Source organism: Flavobacterium sp. ENC (assembly GCF_020991415.1).
Taxonomy (GTDB): Bacteria; Bacteroidota; Bacteroidia; order Flavobacteriales; family Flavobacteriaceae; genus Flavobacterium.
In genome coordinates this window covers 368,867-394,875 of the sequence record NZ_JAJMOY010000005.1, presented here as the reverse complement: position 1 = coordinate 394,875, position 26,009 = coordinate 368,867, and the positions used below count along the sequence as shown (strand labels likewise).

At 36.7% G+C, this 26,009-nt stretch carries 28 protein-coding genes; 10 read left to right on the top strand and 18 right to left on the bottom strand.

Going from position 1 to position 26,009, the window contains the following annotated elements; translation table 11 throughout:
- The first annotated feature begins 2 nt into the window (after positions 1-2).
- The 4 genes from LPB89_RS15900 to LPB89_RS15885 all read left to right on the top strand — a co-directional run bounded on the left by LPB89_RS15900 (position 3) and on the right by LPB89_RS15885 (position 3,071).
- The gene (locus LPB89_RS15900) at positions 3-662 is read left to right on the top strand and encodes a hypothetical protein (RefSeq protein ID WP_230702676.1); all 660 of its coding nucleotides are present in this window, start codon (positions 3-5) and stop codon (positions 660-662) included.
- Between the two features lie 23 nt (positions 663-685).
- On the top strand, positions 686-1,663 hold the full coding sequence (locus LPB89_RS15895) for a M20/M25/M40 family metallo-hydrolase (protein WP_230702675.1): 978 nt from the start codon (positions 686-688) through the stop codon (positions 1,661-1,663).
- A gap of 35 nt (positions 1,664-1,698) precedes the next feature.
- Complete coding sequence (locus tag LPB89_RS15890) at positions 1,699-2,376, top strand: SDR family oxidoreductase (RefSeq protein ID WP_230702674.1); 678 nt, start codon at positions 1,699-1,701, stop codon at positions 2,374-2,376.
- 89 nt (positions 2,377-2,465) lie between these two features.
- Complete coding sequence (locus tag LPB89_RS15885) at positions 2,466-3,071, top strand: SprT-like domain-containing protein (RefSeq protein ID WP_154339919.1); 606 nt, start codon at positions 2,466-2,468, stop codon at positions 3,069-3,071.
- Between the two features lie 121 nt (positions 3,072-3,192).
- On the opposite strand, the gene LPB89_RS15880 is transcribed toward LPB89_RS15885, so the two are convergent.
- The 6 genes from LPB89_RS15880 to gcvP all read right to left on the bottom strand — a co-directional run bounded on the left by LPB89_RS15880 (position 3,193) and on the right by gcvP (position 10,710).
- Positions 3,193-3,954 (bottom strand): ABC transporter ATP-binding protein, encoded by a 762-nt coding sequence (locus LPB89_RS15880; protein ID WP_230702673.1) that lies wholly within the window; start codon positions 3,952-3,954, stop codon positions 3,193-3,195.
- Positions 3,954-4,700 (bottom strand): ABC transporter permease, encoded by a 747-nt coding sequence (locus tag LPB89_RS15875; RefSeq protein ID WP_230702672.1) that lies wholly within the window; start codon positions 4,698-4,700, stop codon positions 3,954-3,956. Before LPB89_RS15875 ends, LPB89_RS15880 begins: the two co-directional genes overlap by 1 nt.
- Positions 4,701-4,780: 80 nt before the next feature.
- The gene (locus tag LPB89_RS15870; protein ID WP_230702671.1) at positions 4,781-5,629 is read right to left on the bottom strand and encodes a glycosyltransferase family 2 protein; all 849 of its coding nucleotides are present in this window, start codon (positions 5,627-5,629) and stop codon (positions 4,781-4,783) included.
- Positions 5,630-5,730: 101 nt separating this feature from the next.
- Positions 5,731-6,252, bottom strand: coding sequence for a methyltransferase (locus LPB89_RS15865; RefSeq protein ID WP_230702670.1), 522 nt, complete (start codon positions 6,250-6,252; stop codon positions 5,731-5,733).
- Between the two features lie 230 nt (positions 6,253-6,482).
- On the bottom strand, positions 6,483-7,541 hold the full coding sequence (locus LPB89_RS15860) for a 3-oxoacyl-ACP synthase III family protein (protein WP_230702669.1): 1,059 nt from the start codon (positions 7,539-7,541) through the stop codon (positions 6,483-6,485).
- Positions 7,542-7,860: 319 nt separating this feature from the next.
- Positions 7,861-10,710 (bottom strand): aminomethyl-transferring glycine dehydrogenase, encoded by a 2,850-nt coding sequence (gcvP, locus tag LPB89_RS15855; RefSeq protein ID WP_230702668.1) that lies wholly within the window; start codon positions 10,708-10,710, stop codon positions 7,861-7,863.
- Between the two features lie 135 nt (positions 10,711-10,845).
- On the opposite strand from gcvP, the gene LPB89_RS15850 reads away from it, so the two are divergent.
- A complete protein-coding gene (locus tag LPB89_RS15850; protein ID WP_230702667.1) occupies positions 10,846-11,652 on the top strand; it encodes a hypothetical protein in 807 nt (268 codons plus the stop codon).
- A 108-nt stretch (positions 11,653-11,760) separates the two neighbouring features.
- Here the strand turns inward: LPB89_RS15850 and LPB89_RS15845 are convergent, their stop codons facing one another.
- The 5 genes from LPB89_RS15845 to LPB89_RS15825 form a co-directional block, all read right to left on the bottom strand.
- Entirely contained in the window at positions 11,761-12,219 is a 459-nt protein-coding gene (locus LPB89_RS15845; RefSeq protein ID WP_230702666.1) for an SRPBCC family protein, read from the bottom strand.
- Complete coding sequence (locus LPB89_RS15840; protein ID WP_230702665.1) at positions 12,219-13,124, bottom strand: TIGR01777 family oxidoreductase; 906 nt, start codon at positions 13,122-13,124, stop codon at positions 12,219-12,221. Before LPB89_RS15840 ends, LPB89_RS15845 begins: the two co-directional genes overlap by 1 nt.
- Positions 13,125-13,127: 3 nt before the next feature.
- Positions 13,128-13,949 (bottom strand): hypothetical protein, encoded by an 822-nt coding sequence (locus LPB89_RS15835; protein ID WP_230702664.1) that lies wholly within the window; start codon positions 13,947-13,949, stop codon positions 13,128-13,130.
- A gap of 37 nt (positions 13,950-13,986) precedes the next feature.
- On the bottom strand, positions 13,987-14,319 hold the full coding sequence (locus LPB89_RS15830; protein WP_230702663.1) for a hypothetical protein: 333 nt from the start codon (positions 14,317-14,319) through the stop codon (positions 13,987-13,989).
- Between the two features lie 67 nt (positions 14,320-14,386).
- Positions 14,387-14,890 carry a GbsR/MarR family transcriptional regulator gene (locus LPB89_RS15825; RefSeq protein ID WP_230702662.1) on the bottom strand — a complete coding sequence of 168 codons (504 nt, stop codon included), beginning with the start codon at positions 14,888-14,890 and terminating at the stop codon, positions 14,387-14,389.
- A gap of 384 nt (positions 14,891-15,274) precedes the next feature.
- Between LPB89_RS15825 and LPB89_RS15820 the strand changes: the two genes are divergently transcribed.
- The 4 genes from LPB89_RS15820 to LPB89_RS15805 all read left to right on the top strand — a co-directional run bounded on the left by LPB89_RS15820 (position 15,275) and on the right by LPB89_RS15805 (position 18,817).
- Entirely contained in the window at positions 15,275-15,790 is a 516-nt protein-coding gene (locus tag LPB89_RS15820; protein WP_132036318.1) for an inclusion body family protein, read from the top strand.
- A gap of 63 nt (positions 15,791-15,853) precedes the next feature.
- Positions 15,854-16,354, top strand: coding sequence for an AidA/PixA family protein (locus tag LPB89_RS15815; protein WP_230702661.1), 501 nt, complete (start codon positions 15,854-15,856; stop codon positions 16,352-16,354).
- A gap of 154 nt (positions 16,355-16,508) precedes the next feature.
- Positions 16,509-16,919, top strand: coding sequence for a DUF1842 domain-containing protein (locus tag LPB89_RS15810; RefSeq protein ID WP_230702660.1), 411 nt, complete (start codon positions 16,509-16,511; stop codon positions 16,917-16,919).
- 83 nt (positions 16,920-17,002) lie between these two features.
- On the top strand, positions 17,003-18,817 hold the full coding sequence (locus LPB89_RS15805; RefSeq protein ID WP_230702659.1) for a hypothetical protein: 1,815 nt from the start codon (positions 17,003-17,005) through the stop codon (positions 18,815-18,817).
- A gap of 111 nt (positions 18,818-18,928) precedes the next feature.
- Here the strand turns inward: LPB89_RS15805 and LPB89_RS15800 are convergent, their stop codons facing one another.
- The 4 genes from LPB89_RS15800 to LPB89_RS15785 are packed head-to-tail and all read right to left on the bottom strand — an operon-like array spanning position 18,929 to position 22,395.
- Positions 18,929-19,588 (bottom strand): vancomycin high temperature exclusion protein, encoded by a 660-nt coding sequence (locus LPB89_RS15800; RefSeq protein ID WP_230702658.1) that lies wholly within the window; start codon positions 19,586-19,588, stop codon positions 18,929-18,931.
- Positions 19,589-19,600: 12 nt separating this feature from the next.
- Positions 19,601-19,762 (bottom strand): hypothetical protein, encoded by a 162-nt coding sequence (locus LPB89_RS15795; RefSeq protein WP_161568429.1) that lies wholly within the window; start codon positions 19,760-19,762, stop codon positions 19,601-19,603.
- Positions 19,749-20,336 (bottom strand): zeta toxin family protein, encoded by a 588-nt coding sequence (locus LPB89_RS15790; protein WP_230702657.1) that lies wholly within the window; start codon positions 20,334-20,336, stop codon positions 19,749-19,751. Before LPB89_RS15790 ends, LPB89_RS15795 begins: the two co-directional genes overlap by 14 nt.
- A gap of 31 nt (positions 20,337-20,367) precedes the next feature.
- On the bottom strand, positions 20,368-22,395 hold the full coding sequence (locus tag LPB89_RS15785) for a M3 family metallopeptidase (RefSeq protein ID WP_230702656.1): 2,028 nt from the start codon (positions 22,393-22,395) through the stop codon (positions 20,368-20,370).
- Between the two features lie 230 nt (positions 22,396-22,625).
- Here LPB89_RS15785 and LPB89_RS15780 point away from each other — a divergent pair, with 230 nt between their 5' ends.
- Positions 22,626-23,294, top strand: a complete 669-nt coding sequence (locus LPB89_RS15780) for a hypothetical protein (protein WP_230702655.1) — start codon at positions 22,626-22,628, stop codon at positions 23,292-23,294.
- Between the two features lie 109 nt (positions 23,295-23,403).
- Here the strand turns inward: LPB89_RS15780 and purE are convergent, their stop codons facing one another.
- The 3 genes from purE to LPB89_RS15765 form a co-directional block, all read right to left on the bottom strand.
- Positions 23,404-23,886 carry a 5-(carboxyamino)imidazole ribonucleotide mutase gene (purE, locus tag LPB89_RS15775; protein ID WP_127338546.1) on the bottom strand — a complete coding sequence of 161 codons (483 nt, stop codon included), beginning with the start codon at positions 23,884-23,886 and terminating at the stop codon, positions 23,404-23,406.
- A gap of 260 nt (positions 23,887-24,146) precedes the next feature.
- Positions 24,147-25,301 carry a 5-(carboxyamino)imidazole ribonucleotide synthase gene (locus tag LPB89_RS15770; RefSeq protein WP_230702654.1) on the bottom strand — a complete coding sequence of 385 codons (1,155 nt, stop codon included), beginning with the start codon at positions 25,299-25,301 and terminating at the stop codon, positions 24,147-24,149.
- Between the two features lie 138 nt (positions 25,302-25,439).
- A complete protein-coding gene (locus tag LPB89_RS15765) occupies positions 25,440-25,991 on the bottom strand; it encodes a hypothetical protein (protein ID WP_230702653.1) in 552 nt (183 codons plus the stop codon).
- Positions 25,992-26,009: the final 18 nt, after the last annotated feature.

The window sequence follows — 26,009 nt, the reverse complement described above, 5'->3', positions numbered from 1 at the left end:
GAATGCAGCAAAGAGCGCAAAATATAGCAGTTGGATTTCTGGTCAGCTTTATCGGCTCTGTTCCGTTGGGCTATCTCAATTTGGCCGGACTGGAAATTTATTCCGGTTCCGGACTTCATCATTTGATTTTCTTTTTATTGGGCGTTGTTTTCGTAGAAACGTTTGTGATTTATTTTACACTGCTTTTTGCCAAACGGCTGGTAAAAAATAAAAAACTGATGAAAATTATCGATGGTTTCGCGGTTATATTTATGTTCGTTCTGGCCTATTTTTTTTATTCAAATTCACACGGTACTTCAGGTTCGAATGGAAATCTGAAAGCTTATTTAATGTATTCTCCGTTTGTAATAGGCGTAATTTTGAACTGTTTTAATTTTTTGCAATTGCCATTCTGGACGAGCTGGAATTTATATTTAATTAACGCAAAGTATATTACGATTGAAAAAAAGTTAAAATATTATTATATTGCAGGAACTTTGGCGGGTGTTTTTTCAGGAATGTTAAGTCTGATTGTACTTTTACAGACCATTTTTCATGAAACAAATCCATTTTCAAAGTATGTAATGCCTGTATTCATTCCATTATTTTTTATTGTTATGGGAAGTATTCAGGTGTTTAAGGTGTATAAAAAATATTTTAAATCAACTGCTTTGGAATCGTAGCTTCTGAAGCTAAAATTCTATTCATGAAAAAATTATACTTTCTGCTTCCACTTGTTTTGTTAGCCTGTAAATCGAATACCACAGCTGTAAGCGATACCTCTTCCAAAGTAAATTCCCAACCCGTTGAGATTGCTTATAAAGTAGAACAGTCAAACGTTTCGGATTTTCTGAAATATCTTTCTTCAGATGAATTGGAAGGCCGCGAGACGGGAACCAAAGGAATTGAGAAAGCAGCTGAATTCCTGGAAAAATTTCTCAAGAAAAACAACGTAAAGCCTTATTTTAAGACCTACCGCGACACGCTGACCAATTTTAAGTCACCAGCTTTTAATATTGTCGGGGTTTTGGAAGGAAATGATCCGGAACTTAAAAAGGAATTTGTGGTGCTGAGCGCGCATTACGATCATATTGGCGTAGATAAAAATAAAAAAGAAGACGTGATCAATAACGGGGCAAATGACGATGCGTCCGGAGTAACAGCCGTAGCCGAAATGGCGAAATATTTCAGCGAAACAAAATCGAACAAAAGAAGTATTCTCATTGTGTTTTTTGCCGGAGAAGAAAAAGGCCTGCTGGGGTCTAAAAGTTTAGTGGAAAAACTGAAGGTTCAAAACTTCAATTTATACGCACAGCTTAACATCGAAATGATCGGTGTACCCATGAAACGTGATTATCTGGCCTACATTACAGGTTTTGATAAATCGAACATGGCCGAAAAAATAAATGAATATACCGGTAAAAAAACAATTGGATTCCTGCCAAAGGAAGCCGAATATAAATTGTTTTACAGATCGGATAATTATTCTTTTTATGACGCTTTCAAAAAACCCTGCCAGTCCATAAGCACTTTTGACTTTGAGAATTTCGAATTTTACCACCATCCTTCAGACGAATTCAAAGTGATGGATATTCCTCATATGACTGCTTTTATACAGGAGTTTTTGCCTGCCGTAACGCAGATTGCAAATTCTAAGACACAGGAAATTACAATGAAGAATTAACGGTTCTTTTTGAGGGTTTTGCTTATTTTTGCTTCATGAAAAATATTATTATAACAGGAACGAGCAGAGGTATCGGTTATGAATTGGCCCTGCAGTTTGCAAATGCCGGAAATAAAGTCCTGGCTATTTCAAGAAAAATACCTCAGGCCCTTTTAGAACATGAAAATGTAACCTGTCTGTCTGTCGATTTATCAAACGAATCAGAATTATATAAGGTAGAAGATTTCCTTTCTTCTGCCTGGAAAAAAGTAGATGCGTTAGTGCATAATGCAGGGGCTTTGCTTTTGAAACCTTTTGCGGAAACCACACAGGCTGATTTTGAAAGTATTTACAAAGTAAATGTTTTTGCCGTGGCCAATCTTACCAGAATTTGCCTTCCCTATCTTCAAAGAGGAAGTCACGTGGTAACGATCAGTTCCATTGGCGGGGTGCGCGGAAGCCTGAAATTTGCCGGTTTAGCCGCTTACAGTTCCAGTAAAGGTGCTGTGATTACCCTAAGCGAATTACTGGCAGAAGAATACAAAGAAAAGGGAATTTCATTTAATGTACTGGCGCTAGGATCCGTTCAGACCGAAATGCTTCAGGAAGCTTTTCCCGGCTATCAGGCCCCTATTTCCGCAGAAGGAATGGCTACTTATATTTATGATTTTACCCTTAATGGGAATAAATATTTTAATGGGAAAGTTTTGGAAGTTTCTTCAACGAACCCTTAACTAAATACCAATTTTAAAATTCCAAATTCCAATTTGAGACAAAAAACTTTAACCTTTAACTTTTTACAAACAACTTTTAACTTCAAAAATTGAACGAAACTTTAGCAAGATATATACCGGAACATGCTGTAAAGCCTGTTTTTGATTTGATTGTGGCCAATCAGGTTCATCTGAAAATCGTAAATGAGCGCCAGACGCGTCATGGCGATTACAGAAGGGGACCAAGTGGCAAACATGAGATCACGGTAAATGCCAGTTTAAACAAATATCGTTTTTTGATTACGCTGATTCATGAAATTTCACATCTGGTAGCGTTTGAAAAGTTTGGAAGAAACATTAAGCCGCACGGAAATGAATGGAAACATACGTTCCAGCGAATGATGGTTCCTTTTATACGTCCCGAGATCTTTCCGGGCGGTTTATTGCCATTATTAGCGAGACATTTTAAAAATCCATCTGCCAGTAGCGATACGGACACCACTTTATCTCTCGCGTTAAAACAGTACGATGCGCAAAACGATAAAAACTATGTTTTTGAAATTCCGTACGGAAGTGTTTTCAGAATTAAGAACGGTAAAATATTCAAGAAACTGGCCGTTCGGACGAAACGTTTCGAATGCATCGAATTAAGTTCAGGCAGAACCTATCTTTTTAATCCGAATGCTGAAGTGGAACTGATTAAAAATTCCAATTAAAGGTATAAAATTCCAATAAAAAAATTCCAAATTCCAACTTTATAAATTGGGATTTGGAATTTTTTTATTAGGATTTAAAGCTTGGAATTTGGAATTTTCAGTATTGTAATTTCAAAATATTTTATCCCTTCAAATACGCTTCTCTTACTTTTTTGAACAAATTAGAAGAGTATACAAATTTCACAATGTCTTTGTTATCTGTTCTGAAGATTTCTTCTTTGGTTCCCTGCCAGGCTTTTAGTCCTTTTTTCAGGAAAACAATATTTTCTCCAATTTCCATTACCGAGTTCATATCGTGCGTATTGATTACGGTGGTGATATTGTATTCTTCAGTAATTTCCTTAATAAGGTTATCGATCAAAGTAGAAGTGTTTGGATCCAGACCGGAGTTGGGCTCATCACAAAACAGGTATTTTGGATTGTTTACAATAGCGCGGGCAATGGCCACACGTTTCTGCATACCACCTGAAATTTCCGAAGGTAATTTTTGATGAGCATCTACTAAATTTACTCTTTCCAGCACAAAATCAACACGTTCTTTAATTTTTGCTTTATTGTCGTGGGTAAACATTCTTAACGGGAAAGCTACGTTTTCTGCAACAGTCATCGAATCGAATAGCGCGCTTCCCTGAAAAACCATTCCGATTTCAGTTCTTAATTCTCTTTTTTCATCCGGATCCAATTCAGAATAAACACGTCCGTCAAACTCAATAGTTCCGGAGTCCGGTGTATGAATTCCCAATAAGGTTTTTAATAAAACTGTTTTTCCGGATCCACTCTGTCCAATAATCAGGTTGGTTTTTCCAGTTTCAAAAACTGTCGAAACACCTTTTAAAACTTTACTGTCCGCAAATGATTTTTCTATGTTTTTTACTTCAATCATTATCCTAATAATAGTTGCGTTAATATATAATTGAAAAGAATAATACAAACCGATGTCCACACAAACGATACTGTACTTGCCTTACCAACTTCAAGGGCTCCGCCTTTCATATAATAGCCATGAAAAGAAGGGATTGTAGCGAGTAACATGGCAAAAATTAAAGTTTTGATAAAAGCATAGGTGATATGAAAAGGGATAAACTCCATCTGAGCGCCCTGAATAAAGTCCTGACTGGTTGAAAATCCGCCGTATGCACAAGCAAGCCATCCTCCGAAAACACCCAAAAACATACTGATTCCGATGACGAAAGGATACATTAATAAGGCTACTATTTTTGGAAAAACAAGATAGTTTAAGGAATTAACACCCATAACTTCCAAAGCATCAATTTGTTCCGTAACACGCATGGTTCCGATACTCGAAGTGATGTAAGACCCCATTTTTCCAGCCATAATAACGGAAATAAAAGTAGGGGCAAACTCCAGAATTACCGACTGACGTGTGGCAAAACCAATTAAGTATTTTGGAATTAACGGATTAGTTAAATTTAGCGCCGTCTGAATGGCTACAACTCCTCCGATAAAGAAAGAGATAAAACAAACAATTCCCAGGGAGTCAATAATTAAATCGTCTATTTCTTTCAGGATTAGATTTTTCATGACAGGCCATTTGGTCTGTTTGTTGAAAATTTCCTTCAGCATTAAAAAATATCTTCCTATTTGGGATAAATAACGAATGAGCATCATAGTTTTTACAAATATTGGCTAAGGTAAAAAGAAGTTATGAGTTTTGGGTTATGAGTTAAGTATTTTCGGCCGTTTCGAGGTCAAATTAACTTTTCTTTCATTTTCTGCAAACGATAATTTCTAATAAATTTTGCCTGTTCAGGATTCACTAACAAAGGTGTCTTAGCCTTTTTGGCTTTCCGGAATCCGCTGATATAATCAAAAAAGAGAAATGGTTTTTTCTTCATCATCGCCAGTTTTGCCGAGGCAATTGCCGTAATCCAAAAACCGTAGCCCAGTGTATAAAAGGCTTCTCCTTGTTTGTAACGGGCCGTTTTGTTGTAATTGGCGCCTGTTGGTTTAAGGTGTTTGACGTGCAAAGAAGTATCTGTAACTACTTTCCAGTCGTAATATTTACAAAGTAATTCATCTACCGTATCCCAGCCCATTGCCGGTTTTAAACCTCCAATTTGCTGAAAAGTGGCTGCACGGTAAGCTTTTAGTGCACCGCGAATATGATCCTTATCAGTCAGGTTTTCTAAAACCCATTCGCCATTCTTTTCAATATAACAAAAACCTCCCGCCATTCCAATTTTCGGATCGGATTCAAAATGTCTGATTATGGTCTCAAAATAATTGGAAGGAAAAATTAAATCGCCGTCTATTTTTACAATAATGTCGTAGTTAGAATCCAGTGTTTCAAAACCTTTCTGAAAAGCCTGAATTACTTTGCTTCCGGGCATGTGAATAGCATCTGACGTTTTGTTTACAACAGAAATAAACGGATTTTCTTTGGCAAACCCCAGTACAATTTCTTCTGTTTTATCTGTCGAATTGTCATTTACAACAACCACTTTTGAAGGTAAAACGGTTTGTGAAACCAAAGATTGTAAGGTCAGGCCAATTAAGTCCTGCTCGTTGTGCGCGGGAATGACGATGTAATATCTCATAAATTTTTAAATTAAATTCCAGTTTTCTAAAATTCCAAATTCCAATTTGAACCATTAATTGGTAAAAATTGGAATTTGGAATTTATTTTATGGAATTTGAATTATATTTTTTCAGCGTAAACAATATAGTATCTGTTTGTAAAACTTCTTAAAAGCGGACGAAGACCAAACTTTTTTACCGGATTGGTCCATTTTTGCCTGTCGATGATTTTCCAGCCGGTTTTTTCTAAAAGCCAGTCTAACTGCCAGTCTTCAAATTCGTGGTAATGTCTGTCCCACATATCTGTTTTACTGCGGTATGCCGGAGAAAACCAAAGGCGCATCGGAATGGAAATTAAAAGCTTGTCGGATTTGATTTCGTTCAGGATCGTAAACGGATTTAATAAGTGCTCGAAGATTTCGAAGGCAGTTACCACGTCCTGTTTATCATTTTTTAAAACATCCTGGTTTAAATCTAAATCTTCTCCGGTAGTGTTTTTTACAGAATAACCGGCTTCTTTCATGATTTTAGAAAAAGGATTTTCTACTCCTAAATCCAAAATAGATTCTGAGGTATTGATATGTTTTTGTAAAAATTCTAAAGTAAGTTTGAATCTTTTATTCGGAAACGTTTTTTCGTACATCTTATATTTTTTAACAGCAAAGGCGCAAATATACTAAAAAGTCCGCATTTTAAAATGCGGACTTTTTTTTAGTTTTCAGTCACGGTGTTCAGTCACGGTATTCAGTCACAGTTTTCAGTCACGGTATTCAGTATATAAACTTTGACTGAAAACTAAATTCAATATCCGGACTGCTAACGGCGACTGTAAACTGAGACTGAAAACTGAATACTGCGACTGCAAACTATATTTTAATATCGGTATACAAAAGCATTCACATTCATTCCTGCTCCGACAGAAGCAAAAATAACAACGTCACCTTTGTTGATTTCATGATTTTCTAATTTGCCCTGTATCAGCAAATCAAATAGCGTAGGCACGGTGGCGACGCTGCTGTTCCCTAAATCATGGATACTCATCGGCATAATATTTTCAGGTGGCGTCTTGTCGTATAATTTATAAAAACGGGCCACAATTGCCTCGTCCATTTTTTCGTTGGCCTGGTGAATCAGGATTTTCTTTACCTCTTCAATTCCGATTCCGCTTTTGTCAAGACATTCTTTCATAGCACATGGTACCTGACTTAAAGCAAACTCGTAAATTTTACGGCCATACATTTTGATGTATTTGATATCCGGATCCAAATCAGGATTGTATGATTTTCCGAAGTATAAAAAATTAGCTTCCTCGTTAGCGAAAGTAGCGCTTTCATACGATAATAATCCTGCTTCATCATCAGAGGCTTCCAGAACCGAAGCACCTGCACCATCCGAATAAATCATGGAATCACGGTCGTGATCATCAACAACTCTCGAAAGGGTTTCAGCGCCAATTACCAGAACTCTCTTTGCCATTCCGGATTTGATAAAAGCATTGGCCTGAAGGACACCTTCAATCCAGCCCGGACATCCGAAAAGAATATCGTAAGCGACACATTTAGGGTTTTTAATGTCGAGTTTATTTTTAACACGGGTTGCTAAACTCGGAAGAATATCGGTTTGATGTGTTCCTGATTTTACGTCGCCAAAATTATGGGCGAAAATAATGTAATCTAAAGTTTCACGATCGATTTTAGCATTTTCAATTGCTCTTTCAGCAGCAAAATAGGCTAAATCTGAGGAAGTGTGATAATCTTCGGCATAACGGCGATTTTCGATTCCGGTAATACCTTTGAATTTTTTAATTACAACTTCGTTAGGGTAAGCGAAAGCAGTTCCATCCTCATTCAAAAAAACATGGTCCCCAAAATCAGTATTGCTTACTTCTTTATTTGGAATATAACTTCCTATGCCTATTATTTTTATTTTCATTATTCCTCGATTATCCGGTAAATTTATTGCTAAATTATAAATAAAATCATGATAACTGTCATAAAAAATACTATGCATGCATATAATTATGAAATAATAATTTTTTGTGGAATTTATTGTTTATTTTTTAATGAATTTTAAGTTTTACCGAGATTTCAAACGTTTGAAATGAAAGTGGCGGAGAAAGTTTTTTTTGTTTCAGGTTTGAAGTTTCAGGTTTCAAGTTAACATGAAACATGAAACATGAAACATGAAACAAAAATAAACCCGACAGGTTTTAAAGTCTGTCGGGTTTGGATATGAACAAGAAAACTGATTTTTAGTTTTCCATATAAGCTTCAATTGGAGCACAGCTGCAGATTAAGTTTCTGTCACCATAAGCATCATCTACACGACGAACTGATGGCCAGAATTTATTTTCAGCGATATACTCTAATGGGTAAGCCGCTTTTTCTCTGGTATAAGGGAAATCCCAGGCATCTGTAGTTAACATTGCCAAAGTGTGAGGTGCATTTTTCAATACATTGTTTTTATTATCGGCTGTTGCAGCTTCGATTTCTTTTCTAATTGAAATAAGCGCATCACAGAAACGATCTAATTCTGCCAAATCTTCAGATTCAGTAGGCTCAATCATTAAAGTTCCTGCAACCGGGAAAGAAACCGTAGGAGCGTGGAAACCGTAATCCATCAAGCGTTTCGCGATATCACCAACTTCAATTCCGTTTTCTTTAAATGCACGACAATCTAAAATCATTTCGTGAGCAGCTCTTCCGCATTCTCCTGTATACAGAATTGGGTAGTGCCCTTCGAAACGTGATTTCATGTAATTAGCATTCAAAATAGCATGTTCTGTAGCGCTTTTTAATCCTTCGGCACCCATCATGGTGATGTAACCGTAAGAAATTAAACATACTAAAGCTGATCCGTAAGGTGCAGATGAAATCGCTGTAATGGCTTGTTCACCGCCTACTTTTAAGATTGGGTTTGTTGGTAAAAACGGAACCAGTTTTTCGTTTACACAGATTGGGCCAACTCCAGGTCCGCCACCACCATGAGGAATAGCGAATGTTTTGTGTAAGTTTAAGTGACAAACATCAGCGCCAATTGTAGCAGGATTTGTTAATCCAACCTGCGCGTTCATATTCGCACCATCCATATAGACTAATCCGCCATTGTCGTGGATTAACTTCGTGATTTCAATTATTGAAGATTCGAAAACTCCGTGAGTAGAAGGATACGTTACCATTAAACAAGATAAATCATCTTTGTGTTCAATCGCTTTTTCTCTTAAATCTTCTACATCAATATTTCCTTCCGGAGTAGTTTTGGTAACAATGATTTTCATTCCGGCCATCGCTGCAGAAGCAGGATTTGTTCCGTGAGCAGATGAAGGAATTAAACATACATTACGGTGACTTTCGTTTCTTGATAAATGGTAAGCACGAATCGCCATTAAACCTGCATATTCTCCCTGAGCTCCGGAGTTAGGCTGCAATGTTGTACCGGCAAATCCTGTAATTACATTTAATTGCTCTTCTAATTTTTTAAGCATCGTGATGTACCCTTCGGCTTGCTCAACTGGTGCAAACGGGTGAATGCTGTTCCAGTTTGGCATTGATAAAGGCAACATTTCTGAAGCTGCGTTTAATTTCATCGTACAAGAACCTAATGAAATCATCGAATGATTCAATGATAAATCTTTACGCTCTAATTTTTTGATGTAACGCATGATCTGACTTTCAGAATGATGATTGTTGAATACATCATGCGTTAAGAAAGGTGATGTTCTTTCTAATGAAGCCGGTAACTGACTTGCAGTCGCTAATTCAGCAACAGTAAAAGTTTCTTTTCCTAAAGCTTCAGCAAAAATGGCAATAATTTGGTTGATGTCGGCAATTGAAGTGGTTTCATTTAACGAAATCGAAATTGTATCGGCATCAGCATAGAAGAAGTTTACTTCGTTTTTCTCCGCAATAGCTTTTACTTTTTGAGCATCAGCTTTTACCAAAATAGTATCAAAGTAAGCAGTATTGGTTTGGAAAACTCCTAGTTTATTTAAAGCTTCAGCAGTTGTAACCGCCGATGCGTGAACTTTGTCTGCAATATATTTTAAGCCTTTTGGTCCGTGGTAAACTGCATACATTCCGGCCATAACCGCTAATAAAACCTGAGCGGTACAAATATTTGAAGTTGCTTTTTCACGTTTAATGTGCTGCTCGCGAGTTCCCAACGCCATACGTAAGGCACGATTTCCGTTTACATCGATAGAAACTCCGATGATACGACCCGGCATGGATCTTTTATACTCATCTTTAGTGGCAAAAAAAGCAGCGTGAGGACCACCATAACCCATTGGGACACCAAAACGCTGTGAAGTTCCAACAACGACTGCAGCTCCCATTTCTCCCGGAGAAGTCAAAGCCGCTAATGATAAAATATCAGCAGCAAAAGCTACTTTAATTTCGTTTTCTTTTGCTTTAGCAACAAAAGCATTATAATCATTTACCTGGCCATATTTTCCGGGATATTGTAAAATAGCTCCGAAAAACTCATTTGAAAAATCAAAAGTTTCGTGGTTTCCAACCACTAATTCAATTCCAACCGGAGTTGAACGCGTTTGTAGTACAGATAAAGTCTGAGGTAAAATTTCTTCTGAAACGAAGAATTTATTTATGTTGTTTTTCTTTTGGTCACGTGTACGAACATCAAATAACAAAGCCATAGCTTCAGCAGCAGCAGTTCCTTCATCAAGTAAAGAAGCATTTGCAATTTCCATTCCGGTTAATTCAATAACAGTAGTCTGAAAATTTAAAATAGCTTCAAGACGACCCTGAGCAATTTCTGCCTGATAAGGCGTATAAGCAGTATACCATCCTGGATTTTCGAAGATATTTCTCTGAATTGGAGCCGGAACGATAGTTGGATGATAACCCAAACCAATATACGATTTGAATACTTTGTTTTTCTTTCCTAATTCCTGAATATGATTTGCGAATTCGTATTCCGTCATCGCCGGATCTAAGTTTAAAGGTGCTTTTAAACGAATGTCATCTGGAAGGGTTTCGTAAACAAGTTGTTCGATCGATTCAACTCCAATTGTTTGTAACATGTGTTGAAGATCTGTTTCTCTTGGACCAATGTGTCTTAAAGCAAAAGCATCTGTTTTCATATAGTTGTAAAAGTGTTGTTTTTTTGTCGCGCAAAATTAAGTATTATTAATAATTTAATAGGTATTTTTAACTTCAATTTTTATGAAATTTATAACTAAAGAGTTGATTTGTTACCAATTGATTAGATTTGAGCTATGAAACTTCCAAAACAGGTATTAGATTTTTATTTAAACAGCAGTATTCACGTGGCTTTATCGTGTTATGCTTTGGTTCGGATAACGTTTCATGTGTTTCATATTCAATATGATGAAGCCATGGCCTTGTTTGTTTTTTTCGGGACAATTGTGGGGTATAATTTTGTTAAATACGATGCTTTGGTCCGGGTCAAAAAAAAACCGATCGGAAATCAGCTGAAAATTATTGCCGTTTTAAGTTTTATTTCCCTGATTTTAGTGGGGTATTATTTTTTTCATTTAAAGCGGATTACACAAGTGGTTTCGGTTGGGATTTTTGCCATAACAGCACTTTATACGCTTCCGTTCTTTCCCAATCGAAAAAATGCCAGAAACTGGGCCGGAGTAAAAATTTATATTGTAGCCCTTTGCTGGGTGGGGGCGACCCTGGTATTGCCTTATGTAAATGCTGAAATTCTCTTTACAGCTAATTTTTTTATAAAGTGTATCCAGCGTTTTGTGTTGGTTTTTGTGCTGATCCTGGTTTTTGAGATTTTAGATCTGGCCAATGACGATCCGCATTTAAAAACGGTTCCGCAGACCATTGGCGTGAAACGAACTAAAATCTTAGGATTTTCACTGTTGATTCCGTTTTGGATTTTAGGAATATTGACGTTTACGCTTCACGACCTGATTATCAATTTGATCATGGTGGTGACGTTAATGTTATTTATTCTGTTTGCGAATCCAAAACGCTCTAAATACTACACTTCTTTCTGGGTAGAGAGCGTACCGATTTTCTGGTGGCTGATGATTGTGTTTCTTTAGAATAAAATTTAAGCTTTAGCTGGAGGCAAGTCAAATGAGTAAATTAAAATCTGCTAAATCTGCGTGAAAAACTGGTTACATTTTTTCTGGAAAAAAGGGTAAAATAATCTATTCCTGTTTTTTCTCAGCGGTCTCTTTCAGGATTTTATTTCTTGCCAAAAGAAAATTGGTCAGGTGTTTTTCGAGAAATAAGACGTCAAATAATTTTCCGAAGATTCCATAGGGCGTTTCATATTGTAAATGGTCTTTCATGATGGTAATGCCGTTTTTTTCTTCAAAAAAATGCTGGTGCCGGAATGATCTGAATTTTCCTTCTTCCATTTCATCCAGAAAATAATCGTACAAATCCATTTGGGTAATTCTGCTTTTATGGGTGAGGTAAAAACCGAAATGTTTGCCGCGCCAGGTCACGGTTTCATTTTTATTAATTAACCCTGAAGTGATGCCGGCAATTGCTTTTTCATTAGAAGTAGCAGCTGATTTTTGATGTAAATCAATATCTCTGGCCGTATCAAAAGTAATTTGTTTTGAGGCGTTTATTTGGGTAGCTAAATGTATCGTGGTCATTAGATGAGATCTTTTAAAGTTTTTTCCAGAGTGTCAAATTCAAATTGAAAACCATTTTCGTGCAGCCGTTTCGGAATCACATTTCGGCTTTTCAGGACAAGTTCTGGTTCTGTTCTGATAATCGCAGACCCAAATTTCAATAATGTTTCACTAATCGGAATTCCAAACGATCTTCCAACCGCTTTTCGCAACAGTGACATGAAATTTTTGTTTTCAATTGGTTTCGGAGACACGATATTGACAACACCCGTTATTTCTTTTTCAATTATAAAAGCAATGGCGCGGGCAAAATCGGCTTCATGAATCCAGCTTGTCATCTGGTTTCCTTTTCCCTGTTTTCCGCCAAAACCCATTTTTGCGAGCGTTTTTAGCGGGATTAATGCACCGCCCTTTTTTCCTAAAACTATTGAAGTTCGCAATGCCGTTTTTAAAGTTCCCGGGGTTTCAGTTTTAAAAAATGATTTTTCCCAGGATTGTGCTACGTTCATAGAGAAGTCATTTCCAATTTCACCATTGACCTCATCCATTTCCTTATCTAAAGAAAAACGATAGATGGTAGAAGTCGATGAATTCAGCCAGTGTTTTGGAGGATTTACACATTTTAAAACCGCTTTATTCAAAACCTTCGTGCTTTCGATTCTGGATAATAAGATTTCTTTTTTGTTTTCTTTGGTATACCGGCAGTCCACAGATTTTCCGGCAAGATTTATTAAGACGGTTGTATTTTCCAATTCCCTTTCCCAACCGGAAAAAGTTTTGGCGTTCCAGTTTACATATTTAATTCCGTTGCGTATTTTTGCCTGTCCTCTGGTTAAAATAACGATTTCTTCAAATTTATCTTTGAAATGAGTGAGCAGGCTTTGCCCTAAAAAACCGGTTCCTGCTGCGATGATAAGTTTCTTCATGATCTAGAAATTCAAAATTAATAGTAAAACAATAATTCGGTATACCACCCATGTCAGACAAAGATAAGCAGGCAATTCCAGCATTTTAATTCTTCTGAAATGTTCCGTAAACATGATCAGAACCGTAATGGCAAACCAACCCAATATTACATTTTCCGGAACATTTACAACGGTCTGAAGCGCGAGTAGGGGAAGCAGTAATAAAGATCCCATTAGAGAAACGGTCATTAGGTTCCCTGCATAATTCAGGATCGTTTTTTTGTCAGATTTCAATATAAAAAAACTCTGAAAAATGAGCTGGCCTAACGCAATTAGTACTTCTCTGGTAATACCGGCTTGTGGCAAAACCGGAAGTAAAGCAGCATAATGATACAATACTATTGACGTGATTATACTTGCAAATGCAATAAATAAAAAGCGGTATTTGTAGTTGAAATCCGGAACACATTGTAATTTTTGATCCTTATTAATTTTACCCGGAATAATGACTTTTCGATTGTAAGAAACAAATGAATACAGTTTTTTCAGAAAGAAGTTAACAGGTTTCAGGTTCCCGATTTTTTCAATTAAGGGAAAAGAAAACCCGATTACTTTGAGGAGGCTGTCAATGCCATAGAGCACGGTTTTGTTTTGATTGTCAATTAAGGCAATTTCGTTTGAGGCACGTTTTACATCTACAAAAGCCTGTTCGGTTTCGCTCAGTTGGCCATAAGATTTACGGCCGTTTTCGTCTAACATTTTTGCTTTTATAAAACCTGTTGTGTACACCTGGCACAACGGGCAGTCTTCATCATAAAGTAAGGTTTGGTTTTGCAGCGTTTTCATAATGTATGTTTTTTTTATTTTCGACTTTACTATTCGTTTATTCTTTTTTATAAACTAACAGAGAAAGGTAAATAGCCAAAATCAAGGGAATAGGAAAAAGGATGTAGTTTATAAAATCATTGTAACTTATTAAGACATTGGTCAGCCAAAGTGCAAAGAAGGTTACAACCCCCGCAATATACAGTTGCAGGTTTTTGTTTCGTGGATTGTCAATGAGCATTTTTATTCCCAGTGAAAATTGAAGAAATCCCGTCGCCATAGTTGATATAATAGCAAATATTATTGCACCTTCTTTATAGATCGGATAGGTGGCTGCAATTAAAAAAGGGAGGGTGATGGCAAATGTGTTGATGTATTTTATGATTTTCATGATTATTAATTGTTTTAAACTTTCAGAAAAAAATGAAAGTTATAATTAAATTTTTTTATTTTAAGATTTACTTCATAATTTTCAAAACCAGACGGCCTAACCAGTTTTCTTTAAACTCAGTCATTTTGTCTAAAATATTGTCTGCTTTCAGAACAAAATCATACAGTTTATTGGTTTGGTCGACAAAGTGTTTTTCTTCAGCCGAATCTTTTGCTTCAATTGAGGAAACTTCTTTCAGGATCTTAAGAGCGGGTTTAATTTCTCTTTTGCTTCTTTCCCTTGCAATTTTTACAGCCAGTTCATCGAGGTCTTTTTCGGCAGTAAAGAATTCTCTTCTTTCTCCGGCTTTGTATTCTTTATAAACAATTCCCCAATCCATTAAAGCTCTCAGGTTCATGCTGGCGTTTCCGCGTGAAATCTGTAATTCTTCCATAACGTCTTCCATAGAAACAGGTTCGTTTGAAACCATCAGTAAAGCATGAATTTGCGCCATGGTTTTATTGATTCCCCATTGGGAACCCAGTGCTCCCCAGGTTTGTACGAATTTGTTTTTTGCTTCTTTGAATTCCATAGATCAAATGTAGGTAAAAGTTTTTAAACTTTCAAAAATAAATGAAAGTTTGTTTTGAAAAGAAATGGCTGCTGTGTTTTTTTTTAAGAATAGTCTTATAGCGGTTTTTTTCCGCTTCATGACAAAGAATCTTTTTCTTACAACATTTTTTTTATTATGCCCGTAGGAGTGCTATAATTTTGGGTAAGAAAAGAAAAGTAAGCTAGCAAATTTATTTTCGATTTTTGTTTGAAGTGAATGGGTGAATGGTTCGTATCATTTTTATGCTAATCGTTTCAATATCCGTAACAAAACAAATCATCAAAAGTGGAGCAGACCCCACTCTAATAAACGAGGCGGATTCTGAAAAGCCTTACGAGTAAGAAAACCCAAAAAAATCAAGTCATGCCAAAAAGTAAAATTATAAACGTGAACATCATTATAGACTCTAGTCGTTTAATTAATGATTTTAAAAGTCCTAGTAAGGATCAGAATAATCCAACAGGAATAGGTCATAACTATCAGTTTATGGTAGTTTCAGACGGTGCCAGCATCACAGGTCAGGGTACGGGAGATTTAAGTTTTGTTGCAAAACAAGGAGATATCGTTCGTTTTTATGCTACTTCGGAGTATAATAATTTCGATAATCCGGTTATATTGTACAACTTATTTAAGTTTGGCGGAGATGATGTATTTCAAAATCCAAACTTCACCCTGGAGAATTTTCCGGGAGCGGATATCGTTGTGCCGACAAAATTTAATCCGTTAGACACTAAGAAAGCAACTCAGAATTTCTGGTTTGCCCAAAACACTGTAAATGCAAAAGGTGTGGAAAATTATGGTTTACGATTTGCATTATATGATTCCGATTTAAATATTTACGGATATTTCAGCTGGGATCCACAAATTACAGCCAAATAAATTTTAATTTTTAAGAGAGGTTCAGATTTATGCTGAACCTTTCTTTTTTAATACAAAAAGGCCATGTCAAATTTGCAGATTAATATAGTAGTAGAAACATCACTTTTGTTGGAAGAACATTTGAATGTTAGTATGGATATTCATAATCCTGCTCCGCTTTCTAATGAGTATGCCTGTTTAGTGATAACGGGACAGCAGGAAAAGATTAAAGGCTTAAAAAAAAACAAAGTAAGTGTTGAAAGAACTTCAGTTGAGGAATTAAGTTTTAATGTAGTTTCTGTAAGCGGAAACTTCGACAACCCTGTTGTTTTATATGATTTTACAGTATCGGAAGGAAACGATATTTTAGAACCTCTTTCCATTTTCAGTACCGAAACAGATACTATAGTTCCGGAGCGTTTTGATCCTTTGGAAACCGCTGTAGTTAAGAGGGTTTTTAGCACTAATAAATGTGCTGTACGGACTTCCGGTAAGGGTTGCTTTGGAGTGCGATTTGTTGTTTTTGATGACGATTTAGCCATTGCAGGATATTTTGAATTTCCTGTCCTGTTATCGGTAAAATAGTTCCGGTTCTGTTTTTTGAAAAGTTTGAAGCAAAAATATTCCGTGACATGTTTTGCCTCCTTCATGACTAAGAATTCCTGTCTCATGACATTTTTTTACCTGTAAGGTTATCTCTGATATAGTTTTGAGTAAGGAAATTTTAAACCAGAGAACCATGGAAATTTTAGGAGATGATTATTTTATAAAAGGTACAATCGGAAATCTTGCAATACCAGGTACCCCCGTAGCTTCTTTTGCTCTGGAAGTTTTGCCATTAAAAAATTCCGTGAAGGGAACAGTTGTGATTACACAGGCTGTCAACATGCTTGAAAGTGATATCGTTGTCCAGGTAAAAGGCAAAATTCATGCTACCGGATTCGGTCAATTCACCCAGGTAGTGAGTCTACAGGGACAATATGCCCAGACTTTCTCGCCGCTGGAAAAAGCTTCTTTCTTGGCAGAATTCGTTGCCCACTTTGCTATCGATAACGCCTGGAATGGAATTGGAGGTTTTTCCTGTTACAATTATCAAATCGAAAATGAACCAGTTGAACCTTCAGAATGCTTTCAGGAAGAACTGGTATAAATTAAAATTTCATCTTAAGTCCCCAAGCAGTCGTTTTTATAAAAAGGATGGACCAAAAACAACCAAATCAAAACTATAAAAAAATGAAAAAAACAATCACAAAAATTATTACTGTATCATTTATGGTAATTATAATCCTGTTCCTGGGATGTAAAAAAGAAAATGGGCTGCTGGCTTCCAATGATTCCGAATATCTGCCTCAGGATGTGAAACAGACCTGTACGGTGTCTGAGTCTGAATTTAAATCCTGGTTTGCCTCAGGTTCCATCACTGAAAACGGATTGGTAAAACCGGCAAACAGCGTTGCATTTCCACATAATAACAATTGTGACTTCTATAAATGGTCTGAACAAATGTTCTTGTGGATTACATCTCCTGCTTCGGCAGCCTATAATGGAAAAGGAACTGTTTTAGAGTCTTCCGTTTTTTACAACGTTTCTCCGCCTGATTCACTAAACAAACGTACACTGACCGAACATAAACCGAATCAGGTACTGCGTGCCGTAAGCAACATTAATCAAAGCGGACCTCACAGACTTCCGGTTTTGATCGATAAGTCCGGGAAAATGTTTGAGATTGAAGCTGAAAAAAGTGGCGAAAAAGTTAAGGATGAATCTAATAAATTGATTCAGGTAGATCATATCGTAACTAATGCGTCAGGTCTACATTCCTTTTTTGACATCAAAGGAAAAGTGATTAAAAATCCAAAACCGGTTATCGATACTAAAATCAAGCCTTCAGAAGTGGTACAGCAATTTAAAGTAGGCAATAAATCCATTTTTCTTGATTCTACGGGAAAAGAAGTGCAATCGGAGCAAGGACAGGCAGGTTCCCACGGAGCCTTAATGGGTGAAAATAAATCATTAGTCTATTATATCACAATGGTTAATGACGTTTACGCTTATTTTTTAACCGGAGTGAATGAGGGCAAATTAAACGGAAATCAGTTTCCAACAACGGCCGCTGCAAGAGACAGTATCCTTGCGTATGCCAAAACGAAAGGCTGGGCTACACCTCCGGATCCGGATGCACTGGCCATGGAATTAAAAACATCATGGGTAGAAGTGAAAGACTTGCCAAATCCGGAAACGTATGTAACGATCAAAGCAGTAATCCCGACTTACGATAAATCCAATCCAAATGCATGGGTAGAAAATGGAGAAACCACAACTACACTGGCCTTAGTAGGAATGCATGTGGTAGGTAGTGTCGCCGGGCATCCTGAAATGATCTGGGCCACATTCGAGCACGAGAAAAATTCACCAAATGATGCTTATACGTACAGAGATGTAAATGATAAAATAAAACAGGTAAAAGCAGATACGGGTAAGGGATGGCTTTTTAATGCCAATGCCAATGATACAACCGGACCTCAGAATATTCAGAATATGACGGTTGGGCACGATTCAATTTTGATTAAAGATCCATCGGTTAACAGCCCGACTGCGAGAAGAATTATGGCCTGGGGCGTGGCCTCTAACACAGTTCCAAACGGAGAAGATAAAACACCGGCCGATTCTAACAGTGAGATCATCTCTATAAACAATGCCGTTCGCAGCATGCTGGTTGGAAATGATATCAGAAAAAATTATTTATTAATAGGAGCAACCTGGACTTTTGGCGGTGCCGGACCAAACGGAAATGTTTATCCGTACGGAGCAGTTAATGACTCTATCCCTGCCGGAGATGCAATTGGTACTGGACAGCTATCCAACAGTACGATGGAAACCTATGTTCAGCCTTCGTCGACAGTTTCCACAGACAGCACAGCTATCTCTTGTTTCTCTTGTCACAATCAGAATAATGGTGTACAGCCAGGTGATTTAAGCCATGTTTTTGAAGACCTTATATCATTGCCGGCCAGTACCAATACTAAAAAAGTAAAAAGAAAAAGTTAATTACAATTCCTGTTGGTTAAAAAAAGAGCCAGTACTTCTGTACTGGCTTCTTATTTTATCAGGAAATCCACGCGTTAGTAAACTTTAGGTTGTATAACTGGAGGTTTCCTCTTATCGTTTATCATCTTTGGAATAATTAGAGGGACCATTAATGTTGATCGGATGGCCTAAAAAGTGCGGTTCCCGATTTCGCACAACATCAAAAAAGCATTTAAAGGTAGAAAGATATTCTCTGAAGGTAACATAGGTATACCCTCTGTATTTTCCTTTATTTGCAGAAAAGCCAACTGATTTTATACCCAGGCTCTTCCCTATATAGATTGCCCGGTTTAAATGATATTCCTGGGATATTAATGTTGCCTTGCTGATTTTAAAAATATGCTTTGCCCTGTACATTGTTGAATACGTATCGAAACCCGCGTAATCAATAAATATTTTAGTAGTGTCAACGCCATTTCTGTAACAGTAATTTTTCATCACCGTCAATTCATCATATTCATCTCGGCCATTATCACCCGAAAGCAAAATTTTATTGATCCTTTTGGCTTTGTATAACACGATTCCGGCATCAAGCCTGTCTTTTAAATATTTGCCTGGCTGATCTCCGTTAATCCCTGCGCCAAAAATAATTCCGACATCGTTTTTCGGAAACTTTTTAATTGAATAATAAATTTGCTTTTTGGTCGAAGATTTTACGTACCAATTCACAGCAATAATTGAAATAAATCCAATAATGGAAAGATAAAAGAGGATTTTAAAGTATTTTTTCAAAATGTGTTTAGTTTACTCTTTAATGTCTACTGCATTTATAGTCTGAATTTTTCCATCAGCATAAACAACAATTCTTCCGTTGATTTTCTTTTTGTTTTCAATCATTTTTTTTGAAGAAACCTTAAGGCCTTCAACTATTTTATTTTGTAATTCTTTGATTTTATCTTTTGTCATGTTGTATTTTTTTTATTTCATTAAATAGATCTTCCTTAATAATAACTGATTCCTCGCTAATTTCTTTTTCTAAAATAAGAACAGGCGATTTATTAGAATTGTCAAAAAGCATTACATTATCACATGCATTTAAATAAATTTTAAAGAAGTTTTTAATTCCCCTTACATACCTTCGTTCAATAACATCTTCTGGAATGCTATGTCCGCCTTCGCTTACTCTGATTAATACCCTCTGTTTTGCAAGCTCGGTAGAATTTAACCAAAAGAAGACTAATGTTACAAAATAACCCTGGCTTTGGGCTTTTTTTACAATTGAAATGTAACTTTTAGCAGAAAGAGTTGTCTCAAATGCAAAGTCGGCTTCCTTTTGTAATAATTCATCAATACGATGAAGCATTATTCTGCCAGCTTCAAAACTAACTTTTTCAGGCTGAAAAGGGGATAGTCCTTTTGCAATTTCATCAGCATTTACAAACTCTTTACAGTCCAGAATTTCAGGCAGGATCGTATATGAAGCAGTTGTTTTTCCCGCACCATTACAACCAGCAATTATATATAGATTTTTATCTTTCAATAGTTTTCATATTAACAAAGGTATCGAATAATTACAGCAATCCGGCACGTTTCAACAAAGCTTCCGGTTTTGGTTCCTGACCTCTGAAACGTTTGTACAATACCATCGGATGTTCTGTCCCTCCTTTTGAAAGTACATTTTCTTTGAATTTTGTAGCTACTTCTACATTGAAAATTCCTTTTTCCTGAAAATATTCAAAAGCATCAGCATCTAAAACCTCAGCCCATTTGTAACTGTAATATCCGGAAGAATAACCTCCCTGGAAAATATGCGAAAAAGCAGTACTCATAGCGTTTTCTTTTACATCAGGATACAATTGTGTATTGGCAAATTGTTGTGTTTCAAAAGTTTTAAGATCAGTAATATTTGTCGGATCCTGTCCGTGCCACGCCATATCCAGTAATCCAAAACTCAGCTGACGTAAAGTAGCCAGTCCTTCCTGAAAACTAGCGCTTTCTTTGATTTTCTGAACATATTCAATCGGAATGATTTCTCCGGTTTCATAATGATTGGCGAACAAAGCCAAAGCTTCCGGCTCGTAACACCAGTTTTCCATAATCTGACTTGGCAATTCTACAAAATCCCAGAAAACCGAAGTTCCCGATAAACTTGGATAAGTGGTGTTGGCCAGCATTCCATGCAAACCGTGACCGAATTCGTGAAATAAGGTGGTCACCTCATTAAACGTTAATAAGGATGGTTTGGTTTCTGTTGGTTTGGTAAAATTACAAACATTCGAAATATGCGGTCTTTCGTTTACGCCATCTTTTATAGCTTGTGATTTGAATGAGGTCATCCAGGCACCGTTTCGTTTTCCTTTTCGTGGAAAGAAATCGGCGTAGAAAATCGAAACCAGATTGTTTTGAGCATCGGTTACTTCGTAAGTGGTCACTTCTTCGTGGTATTTATCAATATCAAAAACCTCTGTGAAGGTTAAGCCGTAGAGTTTTTTGGCAACAGTAAAAGCACCGTTCAATACTTTTTCCAACTGAAAATAAGGTTTCAGTTTTTCATCATCCAAATTAAAAAGCTGTTGTTTTAATTTCTCGGAATAATAAGCACCATCCCATTTTTGCAATTCTTCAATTCCGTCCAGTTCTTTGGCGAAAGCCGTTAATTGAGCAAACTCCTTCTGAGCTGCAGGTTTTGCTTTTGCCAGCAAATCATTCAGGAAAGTGAAAACTTTGTCCGGACTTTCTGCCATTCTTTCTTCCAGAACAAAATGAGCATGCGTTTTATACCCTAACAAATTAGCTCTTTCGAAACGTAATTTGGCAATTTTCAGCACATTTTCCTGGTTATCGAATTCGTTATGCTGAAATCCTCTCGCTCCAAAAGCAATAGCCATTTTTTTACGCAATTCGCGATTATCGGCATACGTCAGAAACGGAACATAACTCGGGTGGTCTAATGTAAAAATCCAGCCTTCTTTTTCCTGGTTCTTCGCCAGTAATCGTGCCGCTTCAATGGTTCCTTCAGGCAAACCGGCTAAATCTTTTTCATCTGTTAAATGTAATTCGAAAGCATTCGTTTCTGCCAGGATATTCTCTTCAAATTGTAATTTTAATTTAGACAATTCCTTGTCGATTTCGCGTAATTTTTCTTTTTTATCTTCCGGCAGATTCGCCCCGTTTCTGGAAAAGCTTTTGTACTTTTTATCTAAAAGGGTAGTTTGCTCCGGATTTAAATTCAGCTGCTCTTTTTGATCGTAAACCGTTTTTATTTTTGCAAATAAAGCCGCATTTAACGTAATGTCATTTCCAAATTCAGACAATAAAGGAGAAACTTCCTGGGCGATTTTCTGCATCTCGTCATTCGTTTCTGCCGAATTCAAATTGAAAAAAACACTGGAAAGACGATCGAGAATATCTCCTGAAAAATCCATTGCAACAACCGTGTTTTCAAAAGTTGGTGCTTCCGGATTGTTAACGATAGCGTCAATTTCGGCTTTAGCCAAAGCAATCCCTTCCTGAAATGCAGGAAAATAATCTTCGATTTTAATTTGTGAAAAAGGTGCTGTATTGTGTTTTGTAGTAAATTTTGAAAGTAAAACGTTCATTATGATGTAATTATTTTATTAATTGAAGTCTTTATTTATGAATTCCAAAGGTAGTAATTTATAAAAACACAGCGAACTAAACAAGATGGATTCTCGGTATAAAAGACGAAGTAAATTATGTTATAGATATGTTATTTATTCCTTTAACGGATTTAAAAAGCCTAAATTGTAAAAATGGGATTTAACCTTATAAAAGGCTAATCATAACAATCATAAAAAATAAATAAAGGATGAACTATCAAATTGTAATAAAGCGTATCGATACTGTTAATGAAGTGGAAGGATACTGGTCAGATGAAGATTTTGTCCGGTTATTAGAAAAATTCAATTATCCGGATGGTGCAACAGCCGAGAAAAGTAGTTTGCCGGAATTATTACAAATGGCTATTTCTGATTATGAGCCTAATGAAGCTGCCGAAATAGTGTTGAAATATAAATTTGCTGATCGATTAGGTGATGGGCAAATAGAACAGATATCACACAATATGTTAATTGATAAAGTTTGCGAGGAATATCCGGAAATCGACATGCAGGGTACTTTGTTTCATGTCAATCAATTGCTTTTTAAAGCCTACAACGGAAAATTTCCTAATGCAAAAGCTTCTGTGGTTCATTTTTCAATGACACCCACGGATGGAGAAGGCCAAAAACTGACAGCCGAAAACGTATTAAAATTATTGAATAGTGGTTTGTCTGACAGAAATCTGATCAAAAGATTATTCGAAAATCAAATGTCACAAAACATTCCGTTTCCCGAAGCTGAATCTATTATTTGGGAATTGACAACCGAAGATTATATCAATTACAATTTGGTTACTTCAGAAAACTGGATAAATAAAGAAGATATAACGGAATATGAATTTGAGTCTGTTTTGGAAGAAATTCAAGATGAAGTTTAATTTCAAAAGAGATCATATTTTCAACAACAAAGGCCTCACATAATGTGAAGCCTTTGTTGTTTATTTTTCATCATAGTCTACACTGAAAACTGTGATTGAAAACTGAAAACTATTTCAATCCTTCGGCAGCTTTATTTACTGCTGCTTTCAGTTCTTCCTTGTAGGAGATAATCGTATCCAAAACAGTCTTATCATGGCTTCCTATGATTTGTGCCGCTAATATTCCGGCATTTTTGGCTCCGTTTAATGCTACAGTAGCAACCGGAACACCGCCCGGCATTTGAAGAATCGATAAAACGGAATCCCATCCGTCAATAGAATTGCTTGATTTTACCGGAACTCCAATTACAGGAAGTGGTGACATAGAAGCAACCATTCCCGGTAAATGTGCCGCACCACCAGCTCCGGCAATAATAACCGAAATTCCACGGGTGTGGGCATTTTTACTGAAATCGAATAGTTTTTCCGGCGTTCTGTGTGCCGAAACAATATCTACTTCTGTTTCAATATTAAATTGTTTTAATATGTCTATGGCATCCTGCATGACTGGCATGTCTGAGATACTTCCCATTATAATGGCTACTTTGCTCATGTGTTTTTTTGTTGTTTTTGTTTCAGGTTTCAAGTTTCAGGTTATTTACTGCGACTGAAAACTGTGACTGTTATTTTTGTTTCAGGTTTCAGGTTTCAGGTTTGTGCACTGCGACTGAAAACTGTGACTGTTATTTTTGTTTCAGGTTTCAAGTTTCAGGTTTGTGCACTGCGACTGAAAACTGTGACTGTTATTTTTTGTTTCAGGTTTCAGGTTTCAAGTTGTCGACTGCGACTGAAAGCTGCGACTAAAAACTGCGACTACAAACTAATCACCTTAATCGTATTCTTCACTTCCTCGGCAATACGTCTCGCTTCCACCATATTTTCATTTACTATCGTCACGTGACCCATTTTTCTAAAAGGACGGGTTTGTTTTTTACCGTAAATATGTGGCGTAACACCGTTCCATCCTAAAATGGTTTCAATGTTTTCGTAAACGACATCTCCGGAAAAACCTTCGGCACCCACTAAATTGACCATCACTCCGGCCACTTTGCTGTCTGTATTTCCTAAGGGAAGATCCAGAATGGCGCGTAAATGATTCTCGAATTGTGAAGTATAACTGGCTTCAATAGAATAATGACCTGAATTGTGCGGACGCGGAGCCACTTCGTTTACCAAAATTTCGTCGTCGCTGGTTTGAAACATTTCCACAGCCAGAAGACCAACGTGATTGAATTTTTCAGAAACATTCAAAGCGATTGCCCGGGCTTTTTCGGCTACTTTTTCGTCAATACGTGCAGGACAAATTACGTATTCTACCTGATTGGCTTCCGGGTGGAATTCCATTTCGACAACAGGATAGGTTTTTATTTCTCCGGATGGGTTTCTGCAGACGATTACAGCCAGTTCGTTTTTAAACGGAACCATCGTTTCTGCAATGCATTCTAAATTAGGAAGATCATCCATATCAGAAATCTGGCGAATGACTTTTACGCCATTTCCGTCATAACCGAATTCGGTACATTTCCATACAAATGGAATGGTCATTTCATCGTTTCCAACAGACTTCTGCAATTGCTCCGGACTGTCAAATCTTAAATACGCGGCTGTAGGAATATTGCTTGAGGTGTAAAAATCTTTTTGTACGCCTTTGTTTTGAATTCCTTTTAGGGTTTTTGGAGAAGGATAGACTTTTACGCCTTCGTTTTCCAATTGCGTTAAAGCTTCCAGATTAACCAATTCAATTTCGAAAGTTAAAACATCAACTTGTTTTCCAAAATCGTAAACTGTTTCATAATCCATCAAATCGCCCTTGAAGAATTTATTACAGGCAATTTTGCTCGGCGCTTCGTCACTCGGATCTAAAACATAAGTCTGGATGTCAAACTTTCTGGTATCTGACAATAGCATTTTGCCTAATTGCCCGCCACCTAAAATTCCTAATTTAAAATCAGAAGAAAAATAATTCATTGTTGTTGTGTTTTTGCAAAGATACTTTTTAATCTTTTTTTTGCCATTAATTTCACGATTTTCACGATTTTTTTCATCTTCTGATTTTCAGAACAGGATTAGTAGTGCCATCTGTGTTGAATTTAAAAGAGGTAATAGCTATTTTATTTTCTTCAGGACTTCCTTTGCAACGGCTTTGTAGGCTGCCGAATGATCTGCATAATCCTTGTTCAGAATGATTTGCAGCTCCGGATGAATCCAGTCGTAATGATTTCCCAATACGTATAAAGTTCTTATGGAATATGCTTTCGTTGCCACTTTGGTATCATTTATAAGCCAGTCAAAAGAAGTTTCTATGCAATCCTGAAGATTTTTTTCAGAGAGTACAACGCTGTTTTCAGTTTTCTTATAATGCGACTTTATCAAAAGCTGCACTACTTTTGCAATCGGACGTATCGCACTTTCGTCTTTTAATATTTTCAAATTAGCACAGAAAAAATCAAGATAAGGCTGCAGCCAATTCAGTTCTTCATACGATACAAATTCTAAGATCCAGCAGGCCTTATGATTGTTTTTGTCTGAAGGCGAAAAAGAAACAGCCACTAACTCCTCAAAAAAAAGCTTGTTTTCCAAAATGTCCTGCGCCACTTTAAGACGGTTTTCCCGATAAGCAGTTACATAGTTGAGCTTTAATTGGAGTTCAGAAGACATTTTATTTGGTTTTGTATA